Source organism: Acinetobacter sp. AOR43_HL, from assembly GCF_027854635.1.
GTDB lineage: Bacteria > Pseudomonadota > Gammaproteobacteria > Pseudomonadales > Moraxellaceae > Acinetobacter > Acinetobacter pittii.
Window position 1 is genome coordinate 1 of sequence record NZ_JAKTHX010000026.1, and the last position, 21,291, is coordinate 21,291.

The 21,291-nt window shown below is 39.1% G+C and carries 20 protein-coding genes; 11 read left to right on the plus strand and 9 right to left on the minus strand.

The window, feature by feature from the left end; genetic code table 11:
• The 4 genes from tuf to rimI all read left to right on the plus strand — a co-directional run.
• The coding region (gene tuf / locus MKL33_RS09985) for an elongation factor Tu (protein WP_017399900.1) at positions 1 to 1,179 on the plus strand (1,179 nt) is incomplete at its 5' end.
• A 204-nt stretch (positions 1,180 to 1,383) separates the two neighbouring features.
• Positions 1,384 to 2,265 (plus strand): metal-dependent hydrolase, encoded by an 882-nt coding sequence (locus tag MKL33_RS09990; RefSeq protein ID WP_002121792.1) that lies wholly within the window; start codon positions 1,384 to 1,386, stop codon positions 2,263 to 2,265.
• 235 nt (positions 2,266 to 2,500) lie between these two features.
• Positions 2,501 to 3,376 (plus strand): metal-dependent hydrolase, encoded by an 876-nt coding sequence (locus tag MKL33_RS09995; protein ID WP_270906895.1) that lies wholly within the window; start codon positions 2,501 to 2,503, stop codon positions 3,374 to 3,376.
• A gap of 108 nt (positions 3,377 to 3,484) precedes the next feature.
• Positions 3,485 to 3,946: a ribosomal protein S18-alanine N-acetyltransferase gene (gene rimI / locus MKL33_RS10000; protein ID WP_069035919.1), complete on the plus strand. Its 462-nt coding sequence runs from the start codon at positions 3,485 to 3,487 to the stop codon at positions 3,944 to 3,946.
• On the opposite strand, the gene MKL33_RS10005 is transcribed toward rimI, so the two are convergent.
• From MKL33_RS10005 to trxB, 3 genes are all read right to left on the minus strand, one after another.
• Positions 3,932 to 4,747, minus strand: coding sequence for an arginyltransferase (locus MKL33_RS10005; RefSeq protein WP_004703325.1), 816 nt, complete (start codon positions 4,745 to 4,747; stop codon positions 3,932 to 3,934). The genes rimI and MKL33_RS10005 overlap by 15 nt on opposite strands.
• Positions 4,748 to 4,765: 18 nt before the next feature.
• Complete coding sequence (aat, locus tag MKL33_RS10010; RefSeq protein WP_005070905.1) at positions 4,766 to 5,497, minus strand: leucyl/phenylalanyl-tRNA--protein transferase; 732 nt, start codon at positions 5,495 to 5,497, stop codon at positions 4,766 to 4,768.
• 122 nt (positions 5,498 to 5,619) lie between these two features.
• Complete coding sequence (gene trxB, locus MKL33_RS10015; protein WP_002121722.1) at positions 5,620 to 6,567, minus strand: thioredoxin-disulfide reductase; 948 nt, start codon at positions 6,565 to 6,567, stop codon at positions 5,620 to 5,622.
• A gap of 269 nt (positions 6,568 to 6,836) precedes the next feature.
• On the opposite strand from trxB, the gene MKL33_RS10020 reads away from it, so the two are divergent.
• Both MKL33_RS10020 and rhtC read left to right on the plus strand, forming a co-directional pair.
• Entirely contained in the window at positions 6,837 to 9,890 is a 3,054-nt protein-coding gene (locus MKL33_RS10020; RefSeq protein WP_069035918.1) for a DNA translocase FtsK, read from the plus strand.
• A gap of 151 nt (positions 9,891 to 10,041) precedes the next feature.
• On the plus strand, positions 10,042 to 10,662 hold the full coding sequence (gene rhtC, locus MKL33_RS10025) for a threonine export protein RhtC (RefSeq protein ID WP_031947563.1): 621 nt from the start codon (positions 10,042 to 10,044) through the stop codon (positions 10,660 to 10,662).
• A 40-nt stretch (positions 10,663 to 10,702) separates the two neighbouring features.
• On the opposite strand, the gene MKL33_RS10030 is transcribed toward rhtC, so the two are convergent.
• From MKL33_RS10030 to MKL33_RS10055, 6 genes are all read right to left on the minus strand, one after another.
• A complete protein-coding gene (locus MKL33_RS10030; RefSeq protein WP_005070896.1) occupies positions 10,703 to 10,990 on the minus strand; it encodes a PA4642 family protein in 288 nt (95 codons plus the stop codon).
• Between the two features lie 83 nt (positions 10,991 to 11,073).
• A complete protein-coding gene (gene minE, locus MKL33_RS10035; protein WP_000896934.1) occupies positions 11,074 to 11,346 on the minus strand; it encodes a cell division topological specificity factor MinE in 273 nt (90 codons plus the stop codon).
• Positions 11,347 to 11,348: 2 nt separating this feature from the next.
• Positions 11,349 to 12,161: a septum site-determining protein MinD gene (gene minD / locus MKL33_RS10040; RefSeq protein WP_002121719.1), complete on the minus strand. Its 813-nt coding sequence runs from the start codon at positions 12,159 to 12,161 to the stop codon at positions 11,349 to 11,351.
• Between the two features lie 66 nt (positions 12,162 to 12,227).
• Positions 12,228 to 12,956 carry a septum site-determining protein MinC gene (minC, locus tag MKL33_RS10045; RefSeq protein ID WP_005075304.1) on the minus strand — a complete coding sequence of 243 codons (729 nt, stop codon included), beginning with the start codon at positions 12,954 to 12,956 and terminating at the stop codon, positions 12,228 to 12,230.
• A gap of 120 nt (positions 12,957 to 13,076) precedes the next feature.
• Positions 13,077 to 14,123, minus strand: coding sequence for a preprotein translocase subunit SecA (locus MKL33_RS10050; RefSeq protein ID WP_270906896.1), 1,047 nt, complete (start codon positions 14,121 to 14,123; stop codon positions 13,077 to 13,079).
• A gap of 16 nt (positions 14,124 to 14,139) precedes the next feature.
• Positions 14,140 to 15,066 (minus strand): acyltransferase, encoded by a 927-nt coding sequence (locus MKL33_RS10055; protein ID WP_005803140.1) that lies wholly within the window; start codon positions 15,064 to 15,066, stop codon positions 14,140 to 14,142.
• Positions 15,067 to 15,312: 246 nt separating this feature from the next.
• Here MKL33_RS10055 and MKL33_RS10060 point away from each other — a divergent pair, with 246 nt between their 5' ends.
• The 5 genes from MKL33_RS10060 (at position 15,313) to argB (ending at position 21,215) form a co-directional block, all read left to right on the plus strand.
• Positions 15,313 to 15,966, plus strand: coding sequence for an OmpA family lipoprotein (locus tag MKL33_RS10060; RefSeq protein WP_005070886.1), 654 nt, complete (start codon positions 15,313 to 15,315; stop codon positions 15,964 to 15,966).
• Positions 15,967 to 16,159: 193 nt separating this feature from the next.
• Positions 16,160 to 18,199, plus strand: a complete 2,040-nt coding sequence (locus MKL33_RS10065) for a UvrD-helicase domain-containing protein (protein ID WP_005070868.1) — start codon at positions 16,160 to 16,162, stop codon at positions 18,197 to 18,199.
• Positions 18,200 to 18,223: 24 nt separating this feature from the next.
• Positions 18,224 to 18,676 carry a dUTP diphosphatase gene (gene dut / locus MKL33_RS10070; protein WP_002121799.1) on the plus strand — a complete coding sequence of 151 codons (453 nt, stop codon included), beginning with the start codon at positions 18,224 to 18,226 and terminating at the stop codon, positions 18,674 to 18,676.
• 199 nt (positions 18,677 to 18,875) lie between these two features.
• Positions 18,876 to 20,294, plus strand: coding sequence for a phosphomannomutase/phosphoglucomutase (locus tag MKL33_RS10075; protein ID WP_270906897.1), 1,419 nt, complete (start codon positions 18,876 to 18,878; stop codon positions 20,292 to 20,294).
• A gap of 15 nt (positions 20,295 to 20,309) precedes the next feature.
• Positions 20,310 to 21,215 (plus strand): acetylglutamate kinase, encoded by a 906-nt coding sequence (argB, locus tag MKL33_RS10080; RefSeq protein WP_002121716.1) that lies wholly within the window; start codon positions 20,310 to 20,312, stop codon positions 21,213 to 21,215.
• Positions 21,216 to 21,291: the final 76 nt, after the last annotated feature.

Consider the following 21,291-nt stretch of genomic DNA (forward strand, 5'->3'; position numbering starts at 1 on the left):
AAGTTTGAACGTAATAAGCCACACGTAAACGTGGGCACAATCGGTCACGTTGACCATGGTAAAACAACTTTAACTGCTGCGATTGCAACAATTTGTGCAAAAACTTACGGCGGTGAAGCGAAAGATTACTCACAAATCGACTCAGCACCTGAAGAAAAAGCACGTGGTATTACAATTAATACTTCACACGTAGAATACGATTCTCCAATTCGTCACTACGCGCACGTTGACTGCCCGGGCCACGCCGATTACGTTAAAAACATGATTACTGGTGCTGCTCAGATGGACGGCGCGATCCTTGTGTGTGCTGCGACTGACGGTCCAATGCCACAAACTCGTGAACACATCCTTCTTTCTCGTCAGGTTGGTGTACCTTACATCATCGTATTCTTGAACAAGTGTGACCTTGTTGATGATGAAGAATTACTTGAATTAGTAGAAATGGAAGTTCGTGAACTTCTTTCTACTTATGACTTCCCTGGTGATGACACTCCAGTTATCCGTGGTTCTGCGCTTAAAGCGTTGGAAGGCGATGCTGGTCAATATGGTGAGTCTTCAGTTCTTGCTCTTGTTGAAGCGCTTGACTCTTACATTCCAGAACCAGAACGTGCTATCGACAAAGCATTCTTAATGCCAATCGAAGACGTATTCTCAATTTCTGGTCGTGGTACTGTAGTAACAGGCCGTGTAGAAGCTGGTATCGTTAAAGTTGGTGAAGAAGTAGAGATCGTTGGTATTAAAGATACAGTTAAAACAACTGTAACTGGCGTAGAAATGTTCCGTAAACTTCTTGACGAAGGCCGTGCAGGTGAGAACTGTGGTATCTTACTTCGTGGTACTAAGCGTGAAGACGTACAACGTGGTCAAGTACTTGCTAAACCAGGTACAATCAAGCCGCACACTAAATTCGACGCAGAAGTATACGTACTTTCTAAAGAAGAAGGTGGTCGTCACACTCCATTCTTAAATGGTTACCGTCCACAGTTCTACTTCCGTACAACTGACGTAACTGGTGCAATCCAATTACAAGACGGCGTTGAAATGGTTATGCCAGGCGACAACGTTGAAATGTCAGTAGAATTAATCCACCCAATCGCAATGGACCCAGGTCTACGTTTTGCGATCCGTGAAGGTGGTCGTACTGTAGGTGCTGGTGTTGTTGCGAAAGTAACTGCATAATCACTTTCAGTGAAAAAAAGCGCTCTTTTTAGAGCGCTTTTTTTATACTTAATTGTCTAACAATCACTATAAAGGCTGGCCCTAACTGATATTTCAATGTCCTTATTTCCCCTTAATCCTTTTTATTAAATTTGTATGATAAGAATCAAGAAAACGAACAATAAAGTTTGAGTAACTAGGGTTACTTACTAAGGAGCTTTGGGTATGAATGCTAAAGTGAATATTACGAATCGTGCAGGTGCAAGCTTTCCAGTACGTCGTATGAATTTTGACTTTAATGATGTACCAGAATATTGGATGAATGGTTCTGCTGGACTCACACACTTTATGACTGCATTGTCAGCACTGTTTCCCGCTGGTGAGAAATTCTTTATAGATAGTGTAAGAGCAGTACGTTATCACCCAGCTATTAAAGATGATGAAGCGCTCCAAAAAGAAATTAGTGCTTTCATTGGGCAAGAAGCAATGCATACTCAAGAGCATGTAAACTTCAATGCTTCTGCTCAAAAGTTTGGTCATGATGTAGAAACGTTAGAGAAATTTACCGATACGGCAATTCAAACAGCCATTAAAACTTTTGTAAAAATTGTCAAACCTTTCGGTATGACAAAAGAAATGGTTGACTTGACTGCTACAACGGCTCTTGAGCATTTTACCGCTACTATTGCGTCGCAATTATTGGTCAATAAGCACATTCAAGAGCTTATGACAGATGAGACAATGTCAACAATGTGGTATTGGCATGCGATTGAAGAAAATGAGCATAAAGCCGTAGCTTATGACGTATACGAAGGTGTGTTTGGTAAAGGCATAAAAGCTTATGCGTTACGAACCAGTTCTTTGGTATTTGCTATGACTTTAATCTTTTTAATCCAGTCATCCTTTGTGCTTCGTTTATTAAAGCAAGACAACAAGTTGAATTTAGATGAACTATCAGTAATTTATAAATACGGATATAGCCCATCTAAAGGTATTATTAGTGGTATGGCTAAAGAAATGTTAGCTTACTTTAAACCTGGCTTTCATCCAAATGATCTAGATACCGTTGGTCTATTGAAAACATGGAAAGCAAAATTAGGTTTATAGATTTAATTCATGATTTATAAAGGGCCGATAGTGGCCCTTTTTTATTTTTCTATAACTATATTAAAGAGATCGTGGAGCAGATATTGCACCTTTATGTGTCTATGAATGACCTCATCTGATATTTCTCTGTCCTCATCTGCACTTAATTGGTACATCGAAAGACGTATGATTATAAATATTAAGAAAATAAATAAAGTTATATGTGAATTAGCTATTCACTTAAAAGGAGTTTGAGATGAATGCTAAGGTAAATATTTCCAATCGTGCTGGCGCTAGTTTCCCTGTGCGTCGTATGGATTTTGAATTTGCTCAGGTCCCACGTTATTGGGCAAATTATGATGCAGCATTAACACATTTTATGACAGCATTATCGGCCCTTTTTCCAGAAGGTGAGCAGTTCTTTGTAAATAGTACGCGTGCTGTTCGAAATGATCCAAAGCTTGCTGATCCAGATCTTCAAAAAGAAATTAGTGCTTTTATTGGTCAAGAAGCGATGCACTCCAAAGAGCATTTAGCATTTAATGCTTCAGCACAGGCTTATGGTTATGATGTGCGTCATATGGAAAAGCAAACAGGAAAAGTCATTAAGATGGGTACAGCTGTTGTAACCAAATTAATGAAACCTTTTGGCTATACCAAAGAAATGATTGATTTGACTGGAACCTGTGCTCTAGAGCATTTCACATCGACCATTGCAGCTGAACTTTTACAAAACCCTGAAATTCAGGCCATGTTCCAAGACGACACTATGTATCATTTGTGGATGTGGCACGCAGTTGAAGAAAATGAACATAAAGCTGTGGCATTTGATGTGTATACAAGTATGTACGGACAAGGTCCGAGAGCTTATTTTATGCGTTCAACAGCCTTGATTATTGCAATGGCATTAATCTTCGCAACTCAGTCTTATTTTACTGCTAAGTTACTTAAAACTGACGAAAAATTAACTTGGAAGGATACGAAGTACATGCTTAAGTTCATGTATGGTCGTAAAGGTTTTATGACTCGTCAAATTCCAGAGTTACTTGATTTTTTAAGACCAAAATTTCATCCAAATGATTCGGATACCACAGCATTGCTAGCAACTTGGCGTGAAAAATTAGGTCTTTAAAAAATACTGAAAAAAGGACAATTCAATTGTCCTTTTTTTTTTACTCGTTTTTTCTTGGGAAGTTTTTATAATACGCACTACTTTAGAATCTTCATTGCGTTGAAACTCATGATTCGTATTATGCAAAACACTGATGTGGATATTGTCGTTCAAATTGAAAAATCAGTTCAGACCCATCCGTGGTCAAGACAGCAATTTATTGAATCTTTGAACTCTTATCAATGTACAGTGATTGAGTCACAAAACAGAGTGGTTGGGTTTTGTATTTTACAGCCTGTTTTAGATGAAGCTAATTTATTACTCATGGCAGTTGATCCTAAAATGCAAGGGCAGGGTTTAGGATATGAGTTATTAAGTGCATCAATTGAAAAATTGGAAAATCAGCCAGTACAAATCTTTTTAGAAGTTCGTGAAAGTAATAAAGCCGCTATTGGTTTATATGAAAAAACAGGCTTTCACCAAATTGATCTGCGTCGCAATTATTATCCTACCCAAGATGGTGGGCGGGAACATGCGGTCATTATGGTAAAAACCTGTACAGATAATTTCGCATCTTTATTTAATGATTAAATTATTCCATTCAGAAGGTAACGTAGTCATAAGAGATGTACCTAGCTGTTGAATTTCTTCTGGTGATAATGACCTGTTTAAACGGCGCCATTGCCCATCGAGCAGAAGTTCTAAAGGGGTATATTGCGATTTATAGTTCATTTTGGCTGAATGAGGCACCCAATAGCCTAAGTAGAGATATTCTAAACCGAGCGATTTCACATATTCAATTTGGTTAAGAATAGAGTAAACACCAAGTGATCTACGATGCTCATCGGGATCAAAGAATGTATAGACAGCCGATAGTCCATCATCCATTAAATCACAAGTAGAAACGCTAATGAGCCGATTGTCTTTCCAAAGCTCAAGAAAAAAACTATCTGTGCAGCTATGTACTAAAAACTTTTCAAACTGATCTAGACTTGGTGGAAACATATCACCATCTGCATGGCGTTCATTAATATAGCGTTCGTATAAATCATAATGAATTTGAGCTGCTTGTCGCGTAGGCAGAACAGTCATGGTGAGATCTTGATTTCGTTTCCATGCTTTTTTTTGCATGCTGTTCATTTGAAAATCGGCAACTGGAACACGACAAGACAGACATTGTCTACATAAGTGACATTCAGGGCGATAAACAAAGTCGCCACTACGGCGAAAGCCTAAACGAGAAAGTTCTGAAAGAGTGACCACATCAATTCGATGGATGGGATCTAAAAACACCATGCGTGCTGATTTATTTTCTAGATAGCTACAATCATGAGGTGGAGTAATATAATACTGCAGATCATTTAAAAGGGACTTCGGGTGATATGATTTCATGATTGGTCCCTCCTGTTATCATTCCATTAATTTTGCATCTAATGCTATTGTTTTACTTGAAAATACACGTTCTTGATACTTTTTCCAATTGATAGAGGGGTGAATAATTACATCTTGTAACGATTTTAAGTAGTCTTGACGAGAAAGTGTACTGGCTCCCAGACTAATTAAGTGACTGTTTACGAGTTGGCAGTCTATCCATGGTAGCTGATTTTCTTGTCCTATGAGCATTAATGTATAAAAAGCCATTTTTGAAACATCGGTTTCGTTGCTAAACATTGACTCACCAAAACACCCTTTGCCAATCGTAACACCGTATAAACCTCCTACAAGCTCCTCTTGTTGCCATACTTCAATGCTATAACCATAACCAGCATTAAACATCTCACAATAGCCTTGAATAATATCTTCACTAATCCAGGTTTCGTCTGCATAACTTCTTGGCAAAGAGCAAGAGCGAATAACTTGTTCAAAGGCATGATTAACCGTAATTGCATAGTCATGTTTTTTCATATTTCTCAGTAATGACTTGCTGGGCTTGTAGTTTTGAGGGTAGATCACGCAACGAGGTTCTGGGCTCCACCAACAAATAGGCTCATCTTCATTAAACCAAGGAAAAAGACCATGGGTGTATGCTTCATATAGGGTAGAAGGGGAGAGGTCCGCTCCGATACAAATTAAACCATGCCCATCTGGATCGGCTTCAATGGGATCAGGAAAAATGAATTGGGAAAGTGGAAGTGTATTCATAAAAATAAAATAAGATGAGCTTTAAGGTTATGCTATAAAAATTAATATATGTCAGCTAGTCATTATTCTAAAAAAACAGCCGTTATAAGAACGGCTGTTTTAAAACTCTAGAAATCTATTAATTAAAGATTATCTAGATATTTTTCAGCATCTAGAGCCGCCATACAGCCAGACCCAGCAGAAGTAATCGCTTGGCGATAAATGCTGTCAGCGACATCACCAGCAGCAAAAACACCAGCTACAGAAGTCGCTGTTGCATTACCAGAGGTACCGCTTTGCACTTGGATGTAGCCATCACGTAGGTTTAACTGGCCTTCAAACATTCCAGTGTTTGGCTTGTGACCAATTGCTACGAACAGACCATGAACCTCTACGTCTTGCTTAGAATCATCTTGAGTTGATTTAAGGCGAACACTGGTTACGCCAGTATTGTCACCCAATACTTCTTCAACTTCGTGATTCCAAATAATGCTGATTTTGCCTTCTTTTTCTTTGGCAAATAAATGATCTTGCAAAATCTTTTCAGAACGTAAAGTATCACGGCGATGTACTAACGTTACATGTGAAGCAATATTTGATAAATAAAGTGCTTCTTCAACAGCAGTGTTACCACCACCAACAACCATTACTTTTTGGTTTTTGTAGAAGAAACCATCACATGTTGCACATGCGCTTACGCCTTGTCCCATAAAGTTTTGTTCAGACTCTAGGCCAAGATATTGAGCTGTAGCACCAGTTGCAATAATCAAAGCGTCACATGTGTACTCTTCCATGTCACCTTTTAAAACAAAAGGACGTACATTTAAGTCCACTTCGTTAATATGGTCATAGACGAGTTCTGTACCAAAGCGTTCAGCATGTGCTTGCATACGATCCATTAATGCAGGACCTGTTAAACCTTCAGGATCGCCCGGCCAGTTGTCAACTTCGGTTGTTGTTGTAAGTTGCCCACCTAGTTGTAAACCTGCAATTAAAGTAGGTTTAAGGTTTGCACGCGCTGCATATACTGCTGCACTATAGCCCGCAGGGCCAGAACCGAGAATAATTAACCGAGAATGACGAGCACTCATTGAGGGTATCCTTATTTATTTCGAGAATTTTGAAAATTATACGTGAATTTGCCGATCAATAGCGTTAAATCAATGTGGATAATATTGATCAGGTCAATCGAATTAAGTTATATAACAATATAGAAGTGCCTTATGTTAACAACAACTGTAAAGAATCATGCACCTTTTTTGTAAGAACAGGTGCATAATATAAAGTTCATTCGTTGAAGATCTAAAATGTAGTTCTTCACATCTCTAAACCAATAATTAAATGGGTTACAGGACAGTATATGACTGCGGTGTCAAGTGTTTATGCACAGCGCTTATTGATGACATTATTCTTGGTTTCTTTTGGTATTTATATGTTTCTGGCAACAGTAACATATACACCATTTGATCCGGGCTGGATGCATATTTCCAGTGATACTCAGCAAGTATCCAATGCAAGTGGTATTGCTGGCGCATGGATTGCAGATTTGCTGTTTGGTTTTTTAGGATGGGCAAGTTTGCTTATTCCAATTTTCCTTTTCATTGAAGCAATTCAGGTTTGGTGGCCACGTAGTTTCCTAAACCGCCCATTTCGTTATGCTGCACAATTCTTCTTAATTTTAGTTGTATCTAGCTTACTTTATTTACACTGGAATGTGCCGGCAGATACTTTAGATAATGCAGCTGGGGGAATTATTGGTTATGAGTTAGGTCAAAGCCTATCTCAATTGTTAACAATTTACGGTGCAACCTTATTTTTACTGGTTTTCGGAGTAGTGTTGTTTACTCTTGCATTTGGGGTGCAATGGAGTAAAACATGGGTTACGCTCAAAGCTACACCAAGTTATTTACAAGATTTATTTTATAAGAACGTATCTCCGAATGAATCGGATTATGACTTAACCACTCAACCTGCCAACAAAGCAGCCGCAGTTAAAGTTGCTGATAATGCAGAGACGAATGCTAATGCTTCAGATGAGAAAGAAACACCATCTCAATCTGAAACAGCTCAACCGCAATCTACGACAACACGACATGATGCCGTTGCTGAGCGCTTATTTGCAGATGTGCTAGCGAAAGAGCAGAGCCGACCTGAACCTGTTGCAGATACACCAGTTGCAAATACTCAGAACTTTGAGCATACGCTTGAACAGGCCCATAAACTTGAACGAGATAGTCAACGTTTAGTTGCGACTGGCGAAGTATGGCGTGCTTTACAGCGTGATGATGCGAGTCATAAGCAAGAAATTGATGCGCTTTTAAGAGCTGCTGATGATTCGACAGAGATAGAGCAAGTTCCTGCTCATGAACAATTCCAACAAACAATTTCTCAAGTAAATCAAAATCAACCCTCATCAAAACAAGACTTACATGGTCTTGATTGGAATGATGATGAGATTTTTGATGAGTTGCTTGCCGCGGTTCCGAACAGTAAAACTGCAACAGATGTGCATACACCGTTTGTTCAAGATCATCATGTAGAGGCGGAACCAACTTCGCAATCTGTTAATATTGCGAATGAAACATCTTCAAATATTTCAAATTTAAATCAATCACCTAAAAATTTAGCAAACGAACAAGTCTTTGAAGATTTTGATGATTTATTAATAGATGAAGACATTGCCCCAACTGAACCTGTGAGAGCAAGTAGTTATGCGCAATCTTCAGCATTTGTAAAAGCTCCTATCCAAACGACTATTCAGGCCGACAAACTTTCAAAAGAAGAGTTTATTGAAGCTTGGCAGGAGACTGCTGGAAAACCGCAGGAAAATGCTGATTTTGATGAGGACGATTTCGATTTTGATGCACCGTTAACAGATGCATCAGGCCGCCCAATGTCTCGTGCAATGCAAGTTGCTAAGAAGCGTTTGGATTTACCAACTTTACCGGGCCTTGACCTACTTGATAAGGTTGATCCAAATAAGAAAGTCAACTTTACTGAAGAGCAACTTTCACGTTTGTCTGAATTGCTTGAAATTAAATTGCAAGAATTTAACGTTAAAGCACAGGTGGTAGAGGCTCAACCAGGACCAGTTGTAACTCGCTTTGAGTTAGATTTGGCGCCGGGTGTTAAAGCTTCTAAGGTAACGAATATCTCACGTGACTTGGCACGTTCAATGTCGATGGCATCTGTACGTGTGGTCGAAGTTATTCCTGGTAAACCATACATTGGTATTGAAGTGCCAAACAGTGCCCGTGAAATGGTACGTTTGATTGAGTTATTGGAAACGCCAACATATCGCGACCCAAGTGCATTAATTAGTATGGCGATGGGTAAAGATATTTCAGGTAATCCTGTACTCACTGATTTAGCGAAAGCACCACATATGTTGGTTGCTGGTACGACAGGTTCTGGTAAATCGGTTGCGGTCAACTCGATGATTTTATCGATGTTGCTTAAATATACACCTGACCAATTACGTTTAATTCTAATCGATCCAAAGCAGTTGGAACTTGCAAACTATAATGATATTCCACATTTATTAACTCCCGTTGTTACTGACATGAAAGATGCGGTAAGTGCGTTGAACTGGTGTGTGAATGAAATGGAACGTCGTTATAAGCTTATGTCGTTCTTAAAAATTCGTAAATTAAGTGACTACAACCGTAAAGTTGAAGAAGCGATTGCGAATGGTGAAGACTTAATTGATCCGACTTGGAAGCCAAGCGACTCGGCGACACAAGAACGTGCACCTCGTTTAACGCCATTACCATCTATTGTGATTGTTGCGGATGAGTTCGCCGACATGATTATGCAGGTGGGTAAAAAAGCAGAAGAAATGATTACCCGTTTGGCGCAAAAATCTCGTGCTGCTGGTATTCACCTATTGCTTGCGACTCAACGTCCCTCTGTTGATGTTATTACTGGTTTGATTAAAGCCAATATTCCAACGCGTGTAGCACTACGTGTAAACAGTAAAATTGACTCGCGTACTATTTTGGATGCAGGTGGTGCAGAAGACTTGTTAGGTCACGGTGATATGCTGTTCTTAGGACCAGGTAAAATTGAGCCAGAACGTGTACATGGTGCTTTCATTAGTGATGATGAAGTAAACCGTATTTGTGATGCTTGGCGTGAGCGTGGCGAACCAGATTATATTGATGAAATCTTGACACCATTTGATGAAGAGCCAGCGTCACGTGGCTTTGAAGAGGGTGAAGGCGGTTCTGACCGAGATGCACTTTATGATCAATGTGTGTCATTCGTATTAGAAACTCGAAAAGCGTCTACATCTTCGCTACAGCGTAAATTTAGCCTTGGTTATAACCGTGCTGCTCGTATTATTGATCAAATGGAAGAGAACGGCATTGTGAGCTCAATGGGTCCTAATGGTAAACGGGATATTCTAGTTTAAGACAATACAATTTAAGCCTCTTCGGAGGCTTTTTTATAACTTAAATAAAAGTGAACCTATTTATAAGTGACTTAAAGATTTTATCGTTTAGTAAAAAGTGCTAATGTATTTTCCCTAAATAAATAACAATGAATTAAATCAGGAGAAAGACATGTTATTAGCTCTGATTACGTTAGCCTTTATTCACTTTTGTGCACTTATCACTCCTGGGCCTGATTTTTTTCTTGTATCTCAAACCGCCATTAGTCGATCTCGTAAAGACGCTATGCTGGTCGTTGCTGGTATAACGGCAGGTGTTATGTTTTGGGCGTGCTTGGCACTGATGGGGCTAAATCTTATCTTTGAAAAAATGGCTTGGTTAAAGCAAGGTTTGCTCATTGCTGGTGGCTTATATCTATGTTGGTTGGGCTATCAGATGCTACGTTCAGCTTTTTCAAAAAATCAGCAAGAGGGCAATGTTGCTGTTGAACTTCCCAAAGCACCTTACTTATTTTTTATTAAAGGTTTGATAACCAATTTATCAAATCCGAAAGCTGTTATTTATTTTGGTAGTGTTTTCTCTTTATTTTTAGCTAATCCTCAACTTGATCAAGTTCACTGGCTACTCTTTATTATTGTCACAGTCGAGACAATTTTATGGTTCTGCTTTGTGACTTTTATTTTCTCGTTACCAAGTTTTAGAGCAGCTTATCGTAATTTTTCAAAATGGATTGATGGTATTTCGGGTGGTATTTTTACCGTATTTGGTATTTTCCTGATTGGTAATCGATAAGTTTAGATAAGAAAAAAGCCTCTTTAAGAGGCTTTTTATTTTAAGCAAACTTTGCTAGAACTTCTAAAAATGGTGCTGATTGACGCGGAAACTTAGCAATTACATCATGGATGCGTTGGCCTTCAGGGTCTTTGGCATTAATATCGCGTCCGTCCGCAATAAATTGCTTTAAAAGACGCTCATAGTCTGTTGGGCGCATATGTTTGAATGCATGGTAGAGCACATGAAAATCTGCATTCACACCACTTGGAGGAAGTTGGTTGAGGTAGGCAAAAACACGCTCATCGGACCATTCTTCATTGAAAGTTGCTGGCTGTGATAATGCCATGACAATCTCCTCATTTTAAAAAAGGCAAAATAACTTGCGTTATTTTGCCTTGATTCTGATTTATTGAATAGTCAGAAATAGAATTATCGTTCTTCAGGTAAATTGATATTCATTTCTAACATTTCGATATTAGCTTCAGAGCGAACTTGCATTTGGATATGCTGTTCACCTACACCGCTAACATAACGGCTAACCACTTGCATGATTTCTTTTTTCATCTGATCAATTTTGTCTTGGCTTAAACGGCGGCCTAAACCTTGTTCAGAAGCAACAATAACTTTCAAACGATCTTTGGCAGTTTGAGCACTTGATGGTTTTTCTTCGCTGCTAAATAATTTACTCCAGAATCCTGCCATATCTACGCTCCAAATAGTCGTGCTAACCAGCCTTTAGGTTGAGCTGTGATGTGTCGATAAGGACGGTCTTCGCCAAGGAAGCGTGCAACCAAATCATCATACCCCTGACCAGCTTTAGTTTCTGAATACAGAATAACTGGCTTACCTTCGTTTGATGCTTGTAATACACTTGGACATTCTGGAATAACACCTAATGTCGGTACGCGTAAAATATCTTTAGAAATATCATCAATTGTCAGCATTTCCTGACGGTCAGCACGTTCCGGGTTAAAACGTGTAATACATAAATGTTTACGTATACGCCCTTCGTTGTGTTCAACTTTCTTGGTTTTGCTATCTAACATACCAATAATACGGTCAGAGTCACGTACTGAAGAGATTTCAGGGTTTGTTACAATGATTGCTTCATCTGCATGATACATGGCTAAAATCGCGCCACGCTCGATCCCTGCAGGTGAGTCACAAATGATGTAATCAAACTCTTGAGATAACTCATCAATAACTCGAGCAACACCTTCGTCGCTCAACGCATCTTTATCACGTGTTTGTGAAGCCGGTAAAATATAAAGGTTTTCGATATCTTTATCGCGAATAAGGGCTTGCTGCAGACGTGCTTCGTTATTAATAACATTAACAAAATCGTAAACAACACGACGCTCACAACCCATAATCAAATCAAGGTTACGTAAGCCTACATCAAAATCAATCACAACAGTTTTATGACCACGAAGGGCTAAACCTGTTGCAAAAGATGCGCTCGTTGTAGTTTTACCTACACCACCTTTGCCTGATGTTACGACAACAATTTTGGCCACCGAATCCACTCCTATTATGGTCATACACCCTTAAAAGGGCTGTTTTTTGGTGATTTGCTTAATAAATTAAAGTTCTAGAGCTTCAAATTCAAGCTCTTGCTTTTCATTTAAATAAATATGTACTGGTTTTTTTACCACATGTTTAGGGATATCATCTGCGACACAATACGTTCCGGCAATGGAAACGAGCTCAGCCTCTAAAGATTGGCAAAAAATGCGTGCAGCTGCGTGCCCGCCCGCACCAGCAATGACTCTACCACGAACTGTGCCATAAATATGTATATTTCCTGAAGCGATCACCTCGGAACCACTATTCATGCCAGCCTTTAAAATAATATCGCCGTTATCTTGTACAAGGGATTGGCCTGTACGCAAAATTTCATCATGATAAGAGGTAATATGAGCGACCGCTATCTTGTTTAGTGGTTTTTTTGTTTCTGCTGAAGACGAGGCAGGAGCTGTAGCAGGTTTTTCCACAATAGCCACTTGTTCAGCTGTCGCTTTAATGCGTTGTAATGGTTGATCTGCCGGTAAAACAGGGAATTGAATAGCGCGAGCCTCATCTCCTAAAATACCGTCGATTACCGCCATTGGTTGTAAACCCAAGCTCACCAGAAGTTGAATCAATGCAATTAACTCTTGCTCAACTGTACTGTCAATAATCACTAAAGTTCCTTGATAGGAACCTTCATTTAAAATATTTGATAATTGCTGGCGGATCACATCATGATCATTGGTATCGAAGGTTATCCTGCTAAAGTTAACCATTCTGCCGGTAATCCGTATATCAGCCATAAGTCTTCCTTCAAGGCGTTAAACGAGCTGTAATATCGTTAAGTTTATTGTAAATAGGGCAAATGCTAGAACAATTCGTGCCAATTCTCTAGCGTGATTCATAAAAAATTAAATAAATGCTTATTCTTTGATTCGATCATACTCCGCAAGGGTTTGTTGCCATTGTTTGACCTTGACTTGTTTACGTACAGACTCCAGTGTCTCGAACACGACAGATTCAACCAATTGCTCAAGCTGACGATTATTAATATTGATTTCACTTACTCTTTGAGAAATTAATTGATAAGTAGGATTTGGAGCATCTTGAGATCCCTCAATTAAAGGTTCAATTAAACCTGCACTAATATTTTCACCTAATCTTTGACCAATGCTTTGAATTTGCTGTTCAATGCGGCCACCGACTAAAGGAATTAAGCGTAATAATTGAGTTAGCTCAGGCGTATCAATAATGGCTTGATCTACAATTTTGCCCACACTTTTTGTAATGGCAGGCTTTTGTTCTTTTAAAACGGTGGCTAAAGATTCTTGTAATAATGCGGTTAGAGCGACAGTAAATTGCTCACGATGATGATTAACCAAGTCATGAATAATCTGTTTATGACTAGAACTGGTTTCAAGTTCATATCTAATGCCATCAATCACGGTAATTACAACGCGGTCAGATAACTCTTCCATTACGACGCGATAATAAAATAGCCCAGTTTTCCGCCAGCTTTCCGGAACAACTGGATAACCCAACTCATGTAAACGGTAAGCAATAATCCCAGCGCGGAATAAACGTAAAAAACGGAGCTGAGGAATAATAGCTAAAATTTCATACCAGTGAATAAACGGGAAAAAGAACCAACGCTTATGGTGCTTATTGATAATGGCAATAGCCCAGCGTACAACCAGCTCAATAATTAAAAAACCAATAAACCAAGCTTCTGACGTAATCACCCAAGGATGTAGTGAAGTACGATAAAAGCTGAGTACTTGGGGCAAGTGAATATGTTCAAAGAACCATGCCCCAATACTGCTCATTAAAAAGAAATTAGTCGCAAGACAGAACAAGTTAAAAATGATAATAAACACCATAAAGATGTCGTAGACCAAAAACAGCTTAAATGAAAGGCTGTTTGGGTCTACATGATGGTATTTCGTTTTTTTCCCAGAACTGTTTTGCATAATAACGGGTGCTTTCTTAAATATTTGCAGTGGTATATTGAGATTTCATTTGCTCAATAAGTTGATCTTTTTCGGTCCAAATGTCATGAACCCATTGCTGAAAACGTTCACGATAAGCCGCGTCATCTTCATAGTTGCCGCCAAGTACCCAGTCTGGAATTTCAATTTTACGTAAGTTAACCGCAATTTTAGAAACATCCCCAAGCCAGAAATCGCTATATCCCGGTACGCCATCAGGATAGACGATGGTCATATCAACTAGGGCATCGATTTTGTCACCCAAGATGTTTAATGCAAGCGCCAAGCCACCTGCTTTGGGTTTTAGCAAATGCTTATAAGGGGATTTTTGCTGGTCATGTTTTTCTTGAGTAAAACGAGTACCTTCCAAATAATTTAATAGAGTGAAGGGCTGACTTAAAAGCTGCTCACAAGCTTTACGTGCTTCCATCATGTCACGGTCTTTAAGTTCAGGATTCTTAGCGATCTGTTCTTTAGTGTGACGCTTCATCATTGGGAAGCCTAAAATTTTAAATGCTTGCCCAACAAAAGGAATAAAGATGAGTTCCCATTTAGTAAAGAAACGGGTAAGGGGCATACGGGTTAAACCAAAATATTGATTTACAGTCGTGTCAACCCAACTTTGATGATTACAGGTCATTAAATAACGACCTTGCATATTCAGATCAAGCCCTTCATCAATGGTAATGTCCCATTTTAGATTGGGTAGAACATGGTCAATTAACCAGTTATTTACCCCTAACCAGCTATTTGTAATTTGAATATTAGTTTCATCTATTTTTGATGATTTTTTTAAAAGCTTGGTCAGACCTAATGCAAGAACAGGAGGACCATGAAAAAAAGTACTTCCTGTAATGACTGTACCTACAGTGAGTCCACGTGTAATTTTTTTTAGCGCAGATTGTTTATTGGGTGCAGTTGACATATAAAAGACCCCGAATGTCTCAAATCCATAGAAAAGTTGTTCAACTATAACTGTCATAATATGAAATACAACGTTATCTTAGACAACAATGAAGAAATTGTGATGAGCTAGCATCTTAAAGTGCATCAAAATATTACAAAAACATAACTAAACTGTTTATTATTAACAAAATATCAATGTTTTATACTTCCTTTTTGTTTCATTATTCATTCAGACAACAAAACACACAAAGTGAGGAGGCATGCAATGCGTGCATTAGTTATTTCAACAGTGGTAGGGGCAGCAGTAGTTCTTTCTGGTTGTCAAACAACTGGTAATAATCTTGGTGGCGTTGAATACGATAAAGCCGCATTAGGTACTTTAATTGGTGCAGCAGCTGGTTATGGTATTTCTAAATCAAATGCAAACTCTAGCCGTCAAAACAACCGTGCTGCGGCAATTGGTGCAGTTCTTGGTGCTGCTGGTGGTGTATACCTTGACCAGAAAGAGAAAAAATTACGTCAACAAATGGCGGGTACTGGTGTAGACGTTGGCCGTAACCCAGATGGTTCTGTTCAATTGATCATGCCTGGTAGCATTACTTTTGATACAAACAAATCAAACATCAAGCCAAACTTCTACGCAACTTTGAACAAAGTGGCTCAAACTTTGGCTGAAGATAACAAGAGTGCAATTCTTGTAACTGGTTATACTGATAACACTGGTAATGACTCTATCAACATTCCATTATCACAAGCACGCGCTCAATCAGTACGTAGTTATTTAGCTAGCCAAGGCGTATCTGCTAGCCGTATCGACGCGCAAGGTTATGGTTCATCTAACCCGATCGCAGATAACTCTACTGCATCTGGCCGTGAACAAAACCGTCGTGTAGAAATCAGTATTTATGCTAAACAATAAGATCTAGTCTATTGTTTCAAAAACCACCTTCGGGTGGTTTTTTTATGGGTGCAGTACAATAAATAATCACGACATTCTGCGGCGCATAAATTGCATTATTAGACATCATTTATACATATCCGTAGATTTACTATTGGGATTCTAAAAAAGAGATGACTATAATCATGCTCGAAAAATTAAGAGGTAATACACGATGTCATCTGCCAGTCAATTGAACAACAAGCAAGAAGAAGCCATGAAATATACTCAGGGCCCTTTATTGGTGCTTGCTGGCGCTGGTTCAGGTAAAACATCGGTAATTACGCGTAAAATTGCCTATTTGGTGCAACATTGCCGTATTCCTGCACATCGTATAACCGCGATGACCTTCACAAACAAAGCTGCCCGTGAAATGAAAGAGCGTGTGACCAAGCTTTTGTCACGTGAAGAAGCAAAAGGTTTATCCGTCTCTACTTTCCATACTTTTGGTTTAAACCTTTTACGTTTAGAACTTAAAAATTTACCTTTAAAAGCTAATTTTTCGATTTTAGATGCAGATGACTGTAAACGTATTTTGATGGATCTTATGCATCGCGACAATTTGTCGGGTGCAGAGAGTAAAGAATTAATTGCTAAAGCAATGAAGAAAATTTCAGATTGGAAAAACGATCTGATTTTGCCAGAACAAGCACATTCGACTTGTGAAACACCGGAAGATGTCCAGTTTGCACATCTCTATCAACTTTATGAACGTAATTTACGTGCCTACAATGCCGTCGATTTTGATGACCTCATTGTTATGCCAACACGCTTATTGCAAGAAAATGCAGAAGTACGTGACAAATGGCAAAATCGTGTCCGTTACTTACTGGTCGATGAATATCAAGATACCAATACGGCCCAATATATTTTGGTCAAACTGTTAGTTGGGGTAATGGGGCAGTTCACCGCGGTAGGTGATGATGACCAGTCGATTTACGCATGGCGTGGTGCTAAGCCTGAAAATATGGCATTGCTTAAACAAGATTTCCCAAATCTACATATTATTAAACTTGAGCAAAATTACCGTTCGACCAGCCGTATTTTAAAAGCAGCGAACTGTGTGATTCAAAATAATCCACATATTTTTGACAAGAAATTGTGGAGTGATAAAGGACATGGGGAAGTCATCCGAATCATTACATGTCGTAATGATGACGATGAAGCAGAGCGCGTGGTAAAAGACTTACTGACTCATAAGCTAATGAACGGTAAGAACTGGAAAGATTATGCCGTTTTGTATCGCGGGAACTTTCAGGCACGTGTATTAGAAACCCAGCTTCGCCAAATGCAAATTCCGTATAAACTCTCTGGTGGTACATCGTTCTTCGCGCGTGCAGAAATTAAAGATGTAATGAGTTATTTGCGTCTTATTATTAACCCAGAAGATGACAGTGCTTTCTTACGTATTATTAATACACCTAAACGTGCGATTGGCCCTGTTACTCTAGAGAAGTTAGGTTTATTTTCACAAGAAAACAATTTGTCTTTACTCGGTGCTTCTGCTGACCAGCGTTTAAGTATGGTGCTGCCTAAAAAGGCGGAAACACAGCTTCATGAATTTGCCGATTTTATCGCGACATTTACTCGTGAATTGTTGGAAGATGATGAGCCAGTGCCTAAAGTTCGTCAAATGATGAATGAAGCGGGTTATATGGATTATGTTCGAGAACAGTCAGCAACACCTGCACAAGAGAAAAGTAAGCTCGATAATATCGAGAACTTATTTACCAGCATTCAAAATTTGATTAATCGTGCTGAAGATGTTGATGAAAAGAATATTGAAAGTGTCATTCGAAAACTAGTTTTGCTCGATCTGTTAGAACAGCAGCAGGAAGAAGAAGATACAGACAAAGTTAACCTTCTTACTTTGCATGCAGCAAAAGGTCTGGAATTCCCATATGTGTACATTATGGGACTTGAAGAAGAACTATTGCCTCACAAGAACTCGATTGCAGCAGAAACCATTGAGGAAGAGCGCCGTCTCATGTACGTGGGAATTACACGTGCACGCCAAGGTTTAACTTTAACTCTAGCGGAACAGCGTAAAAATGGTGGACAGATGAAACAAATGACGCCTAGCCGTTTCCTTGATGAGCTTCCGCAAGATGAGCTTGAGTGGTTAGGGCGTAAAAAGAAAATTGCGGCTAATGTTGACCCTAAAGAACAGGCTCAACAATATCTGGCAAATTTAAAAGCTTTATTAAAGCGTTAATTTTTTTAATTTTTAGGAAATCCCATGAAAGTTCAAGTGAAATTGCTCGATCCGCGTTTAGGTAAAGAATGGCCTTTACCTTCATATGCAACAGCAGGTTCAGCGGGTTTAGATTTACGTGCCTGTTTAGATGAAGCAATTGATATTGAACCAGGACAAACTGTTTTAGTTAAAACAGGTATGGCAATTTATATTCATGATGTAAATTTTGCTGGTTTAATTTTACCGCGTTCAGGTTTAGGTCATAAACACGGTATCGTGCTTGGCAACTTAGTTGGTTTGATTGATTCGGATTATCAAGGTGAATTGATGGTTTCAGTTTGGAACCGTGGTCAAACTACATTCCGTTTAGAACCAGGTGAGCGCTTGGCACAGTACGTTTTAGTGCCAGTCGTACAAGCTGAATTTGAGCAAGTAGAAGAATTTGAAGAAACTTTACGTGGCGCTGGTGGCTTTGGTCATACAGGTAAACAGTAAGTTTTTCTAAAATATTAACGAAAATCAAACGCCTGTTGAACAGGCGTTTCTTTTTATCTCTTGAATGTTACAATGGATTATATTACAACACGCTTTACTCATATTCTTTTAACTTTTTTAGCAAACAAACCTTTCAAAAATTTTGAATAATCTATGTTTTTGCGATAGATCGAATTGATCTTTAAATAGAAGATACGCTATGAATGTAAGACACTCATTTCCAAAAAGTATTTTTCGTGCTTACGATATTAGAGGCAAACTTTCTTACTTAACCACGGACGTTGTCCGTTCAATTGCCTACGGATTGGCACAACAATACAAACAAGCAAAACAAACTCAATTAGTGATTGGCTATGATGCCCGTCTCACAAGCCCAGCCTATGCACACTTAATTGAAGAAATTTTAATAGAACAAGGTTTAAACGTTATCAATGTTGGTTGCTGTTCATCACCAATGATGTACTACATTGCACGAGATTTTGGTGGTAATGGCATCATGGTGACAGCAAGTCATAACCCAAAATCTGATAATGGTATTAAGTGGATTTTAAAAGGCGAACCGCCGTCTCCGGAAATGATTCAACAGGTGGGTGAAGAAGCCCAAACTTATGTACCAAGCCATTCAATTTCTGTACTTGAGTTAACCTTACCGCAATTTAAAGCTGAATTTTGCCAGCAATACCAACAAGCCATTTTTAAAGATATTCAGTTAAAACGTCCTTTAAAAGTTGTTTTAGATGGTTTGCATGGTTCAGCTGGGCATTGTTCAAAACTAATCTTAGAAAAAATGGGTTGTGAAGTCATTGCTTTACGCACTAATCCAAATGGAGAGTTTCCAGATCACGCACCAGATCCATCACATGCAGCTCATTTAATTAGCTTGCGAAAAGCCGTGGTCGAGCAGCAGGCTGATATTGGTATTGCTCTTGATGGCGATGGAGACCGTGTTGTTTTAGTCGATGAAAAAGCACAGATATTAACAGCAGACCGCTTATTGTCGCTTTTTGCGCAAATGTGCCTTGAGCAGCATCCAGAGCAAGAAATTGTTTTTGATGTGAAATGTTCACGTATGGTTCAAGAGACCGTCGAGAAACTCGGTGGAAAAGCAAAAATGATCCGCACGGGAAGTAGTTTCCTAAGGGCTTATTTATCTCAATCGAATGGATGTGCCATTTTTGGTGGAGAATATGCAGGTCATTATGTGTTTAATGATGGCCGTGGTTTTGGCTACGACGATGGTTTATATGCTGCATTACGAGTAATGGAGTATTTTACCCAATCTGATGCCGCTACAATTTCTGAATTATTTGCTCCATATCCAGAAAGATGTTGTACAGAAGATACCTATATTGGTACTTATCAGTCTGATCCAAAGTATGTATTACAAGATATTGAGATTTTAAGTCATCGCTTAGGGGCACGTATTAGTAAAATTGATGGCGTACGTCTTGATTTTGATGATGGTTTTGGCATTATTCGAGCATCAAATACTGGTGAATACTTTACAGTACGATTTGATGCAGATAATCCTTTACGATTAAAGGAAATCCAGCAAAAATTTGTGGATATGTTGCAAGAACACTATCCGCAAATTGCACAAGAACTTTCAGAGGCCTAAGTAAGGAGAGGCGTAATGCCACAACATCAGCATATCGGTGTCGACAAAGCAAAAATCTTGATTGAAGCTTTGCCGTATATTCAACGCTTTACTGGTAAAACGCTGGTGGTGAAATACGGTGGCAACGCAATGACTGATCCAGAGCTTGAAAGTTCATTTGCCCGAGACATCGTTTTACTTAAAACTGTAGGATTAAATCCGATTGTTGTTCACGGTGGTGGACCACAAGTAGACTCATTCTTAAAGCAGTTAGGCCGTGAATCTGACCGCATTGACGGTATGCGCGTAACTGATGCTGCAACCATGGAAGTGGTTGAAATGGTGTTGGGCGGCAGTGTAAATAAATCAATCGTTAACCTGATTAATAAACACGGTGGACGTGCGATTGGTTTAACGGGTAAAGACGGTAATTTACTTCGTGCCCGCAAATTGCTTATGGAAAAGCAGGAAGAAGATGGCTCTATCAAACATATCGACTTGGGTATGGTTGGTGAAGTGACAGGCGTTAAAACAGATGTATTGGAAATGTTCACCCAAAGTGACTTTATTCCAGTTATTGCGCCATTAGGTGTAGATGAAGAAGGCAATACTTATAATATTAACGCTGATTTAGTTGCAGGTAAGGTTGCAGAAGCATTAGGCGCTGAAAAATTAATTTTGCTCACCAATATTAGCGGTGTGCTTGATGAAAATAAAAATCTGTTAACTGGCCTTACGACACAAGAAGTTGATCGCCTCATTGAAACAGGTGTGATCTATGGCGGTATGATTCCTAAGGTAGGCTGTGCGCTTGATGCTGTTAAAGGCGGCGTTGTGAGTGCGCATATTGTTGACGGTCGCGTGCCACATGCAACATTACTTGAAATCTTCACTGATCATGGTGTTGGAACGCTGATTTCTAACCGCACTAAAACAGCTTAAGAAATCCGTTACTCTCAATAAAAAGATCACCCTAGGTGGTCTTTTTTTATACCATCTTGATTTGGTCATTTTTTTG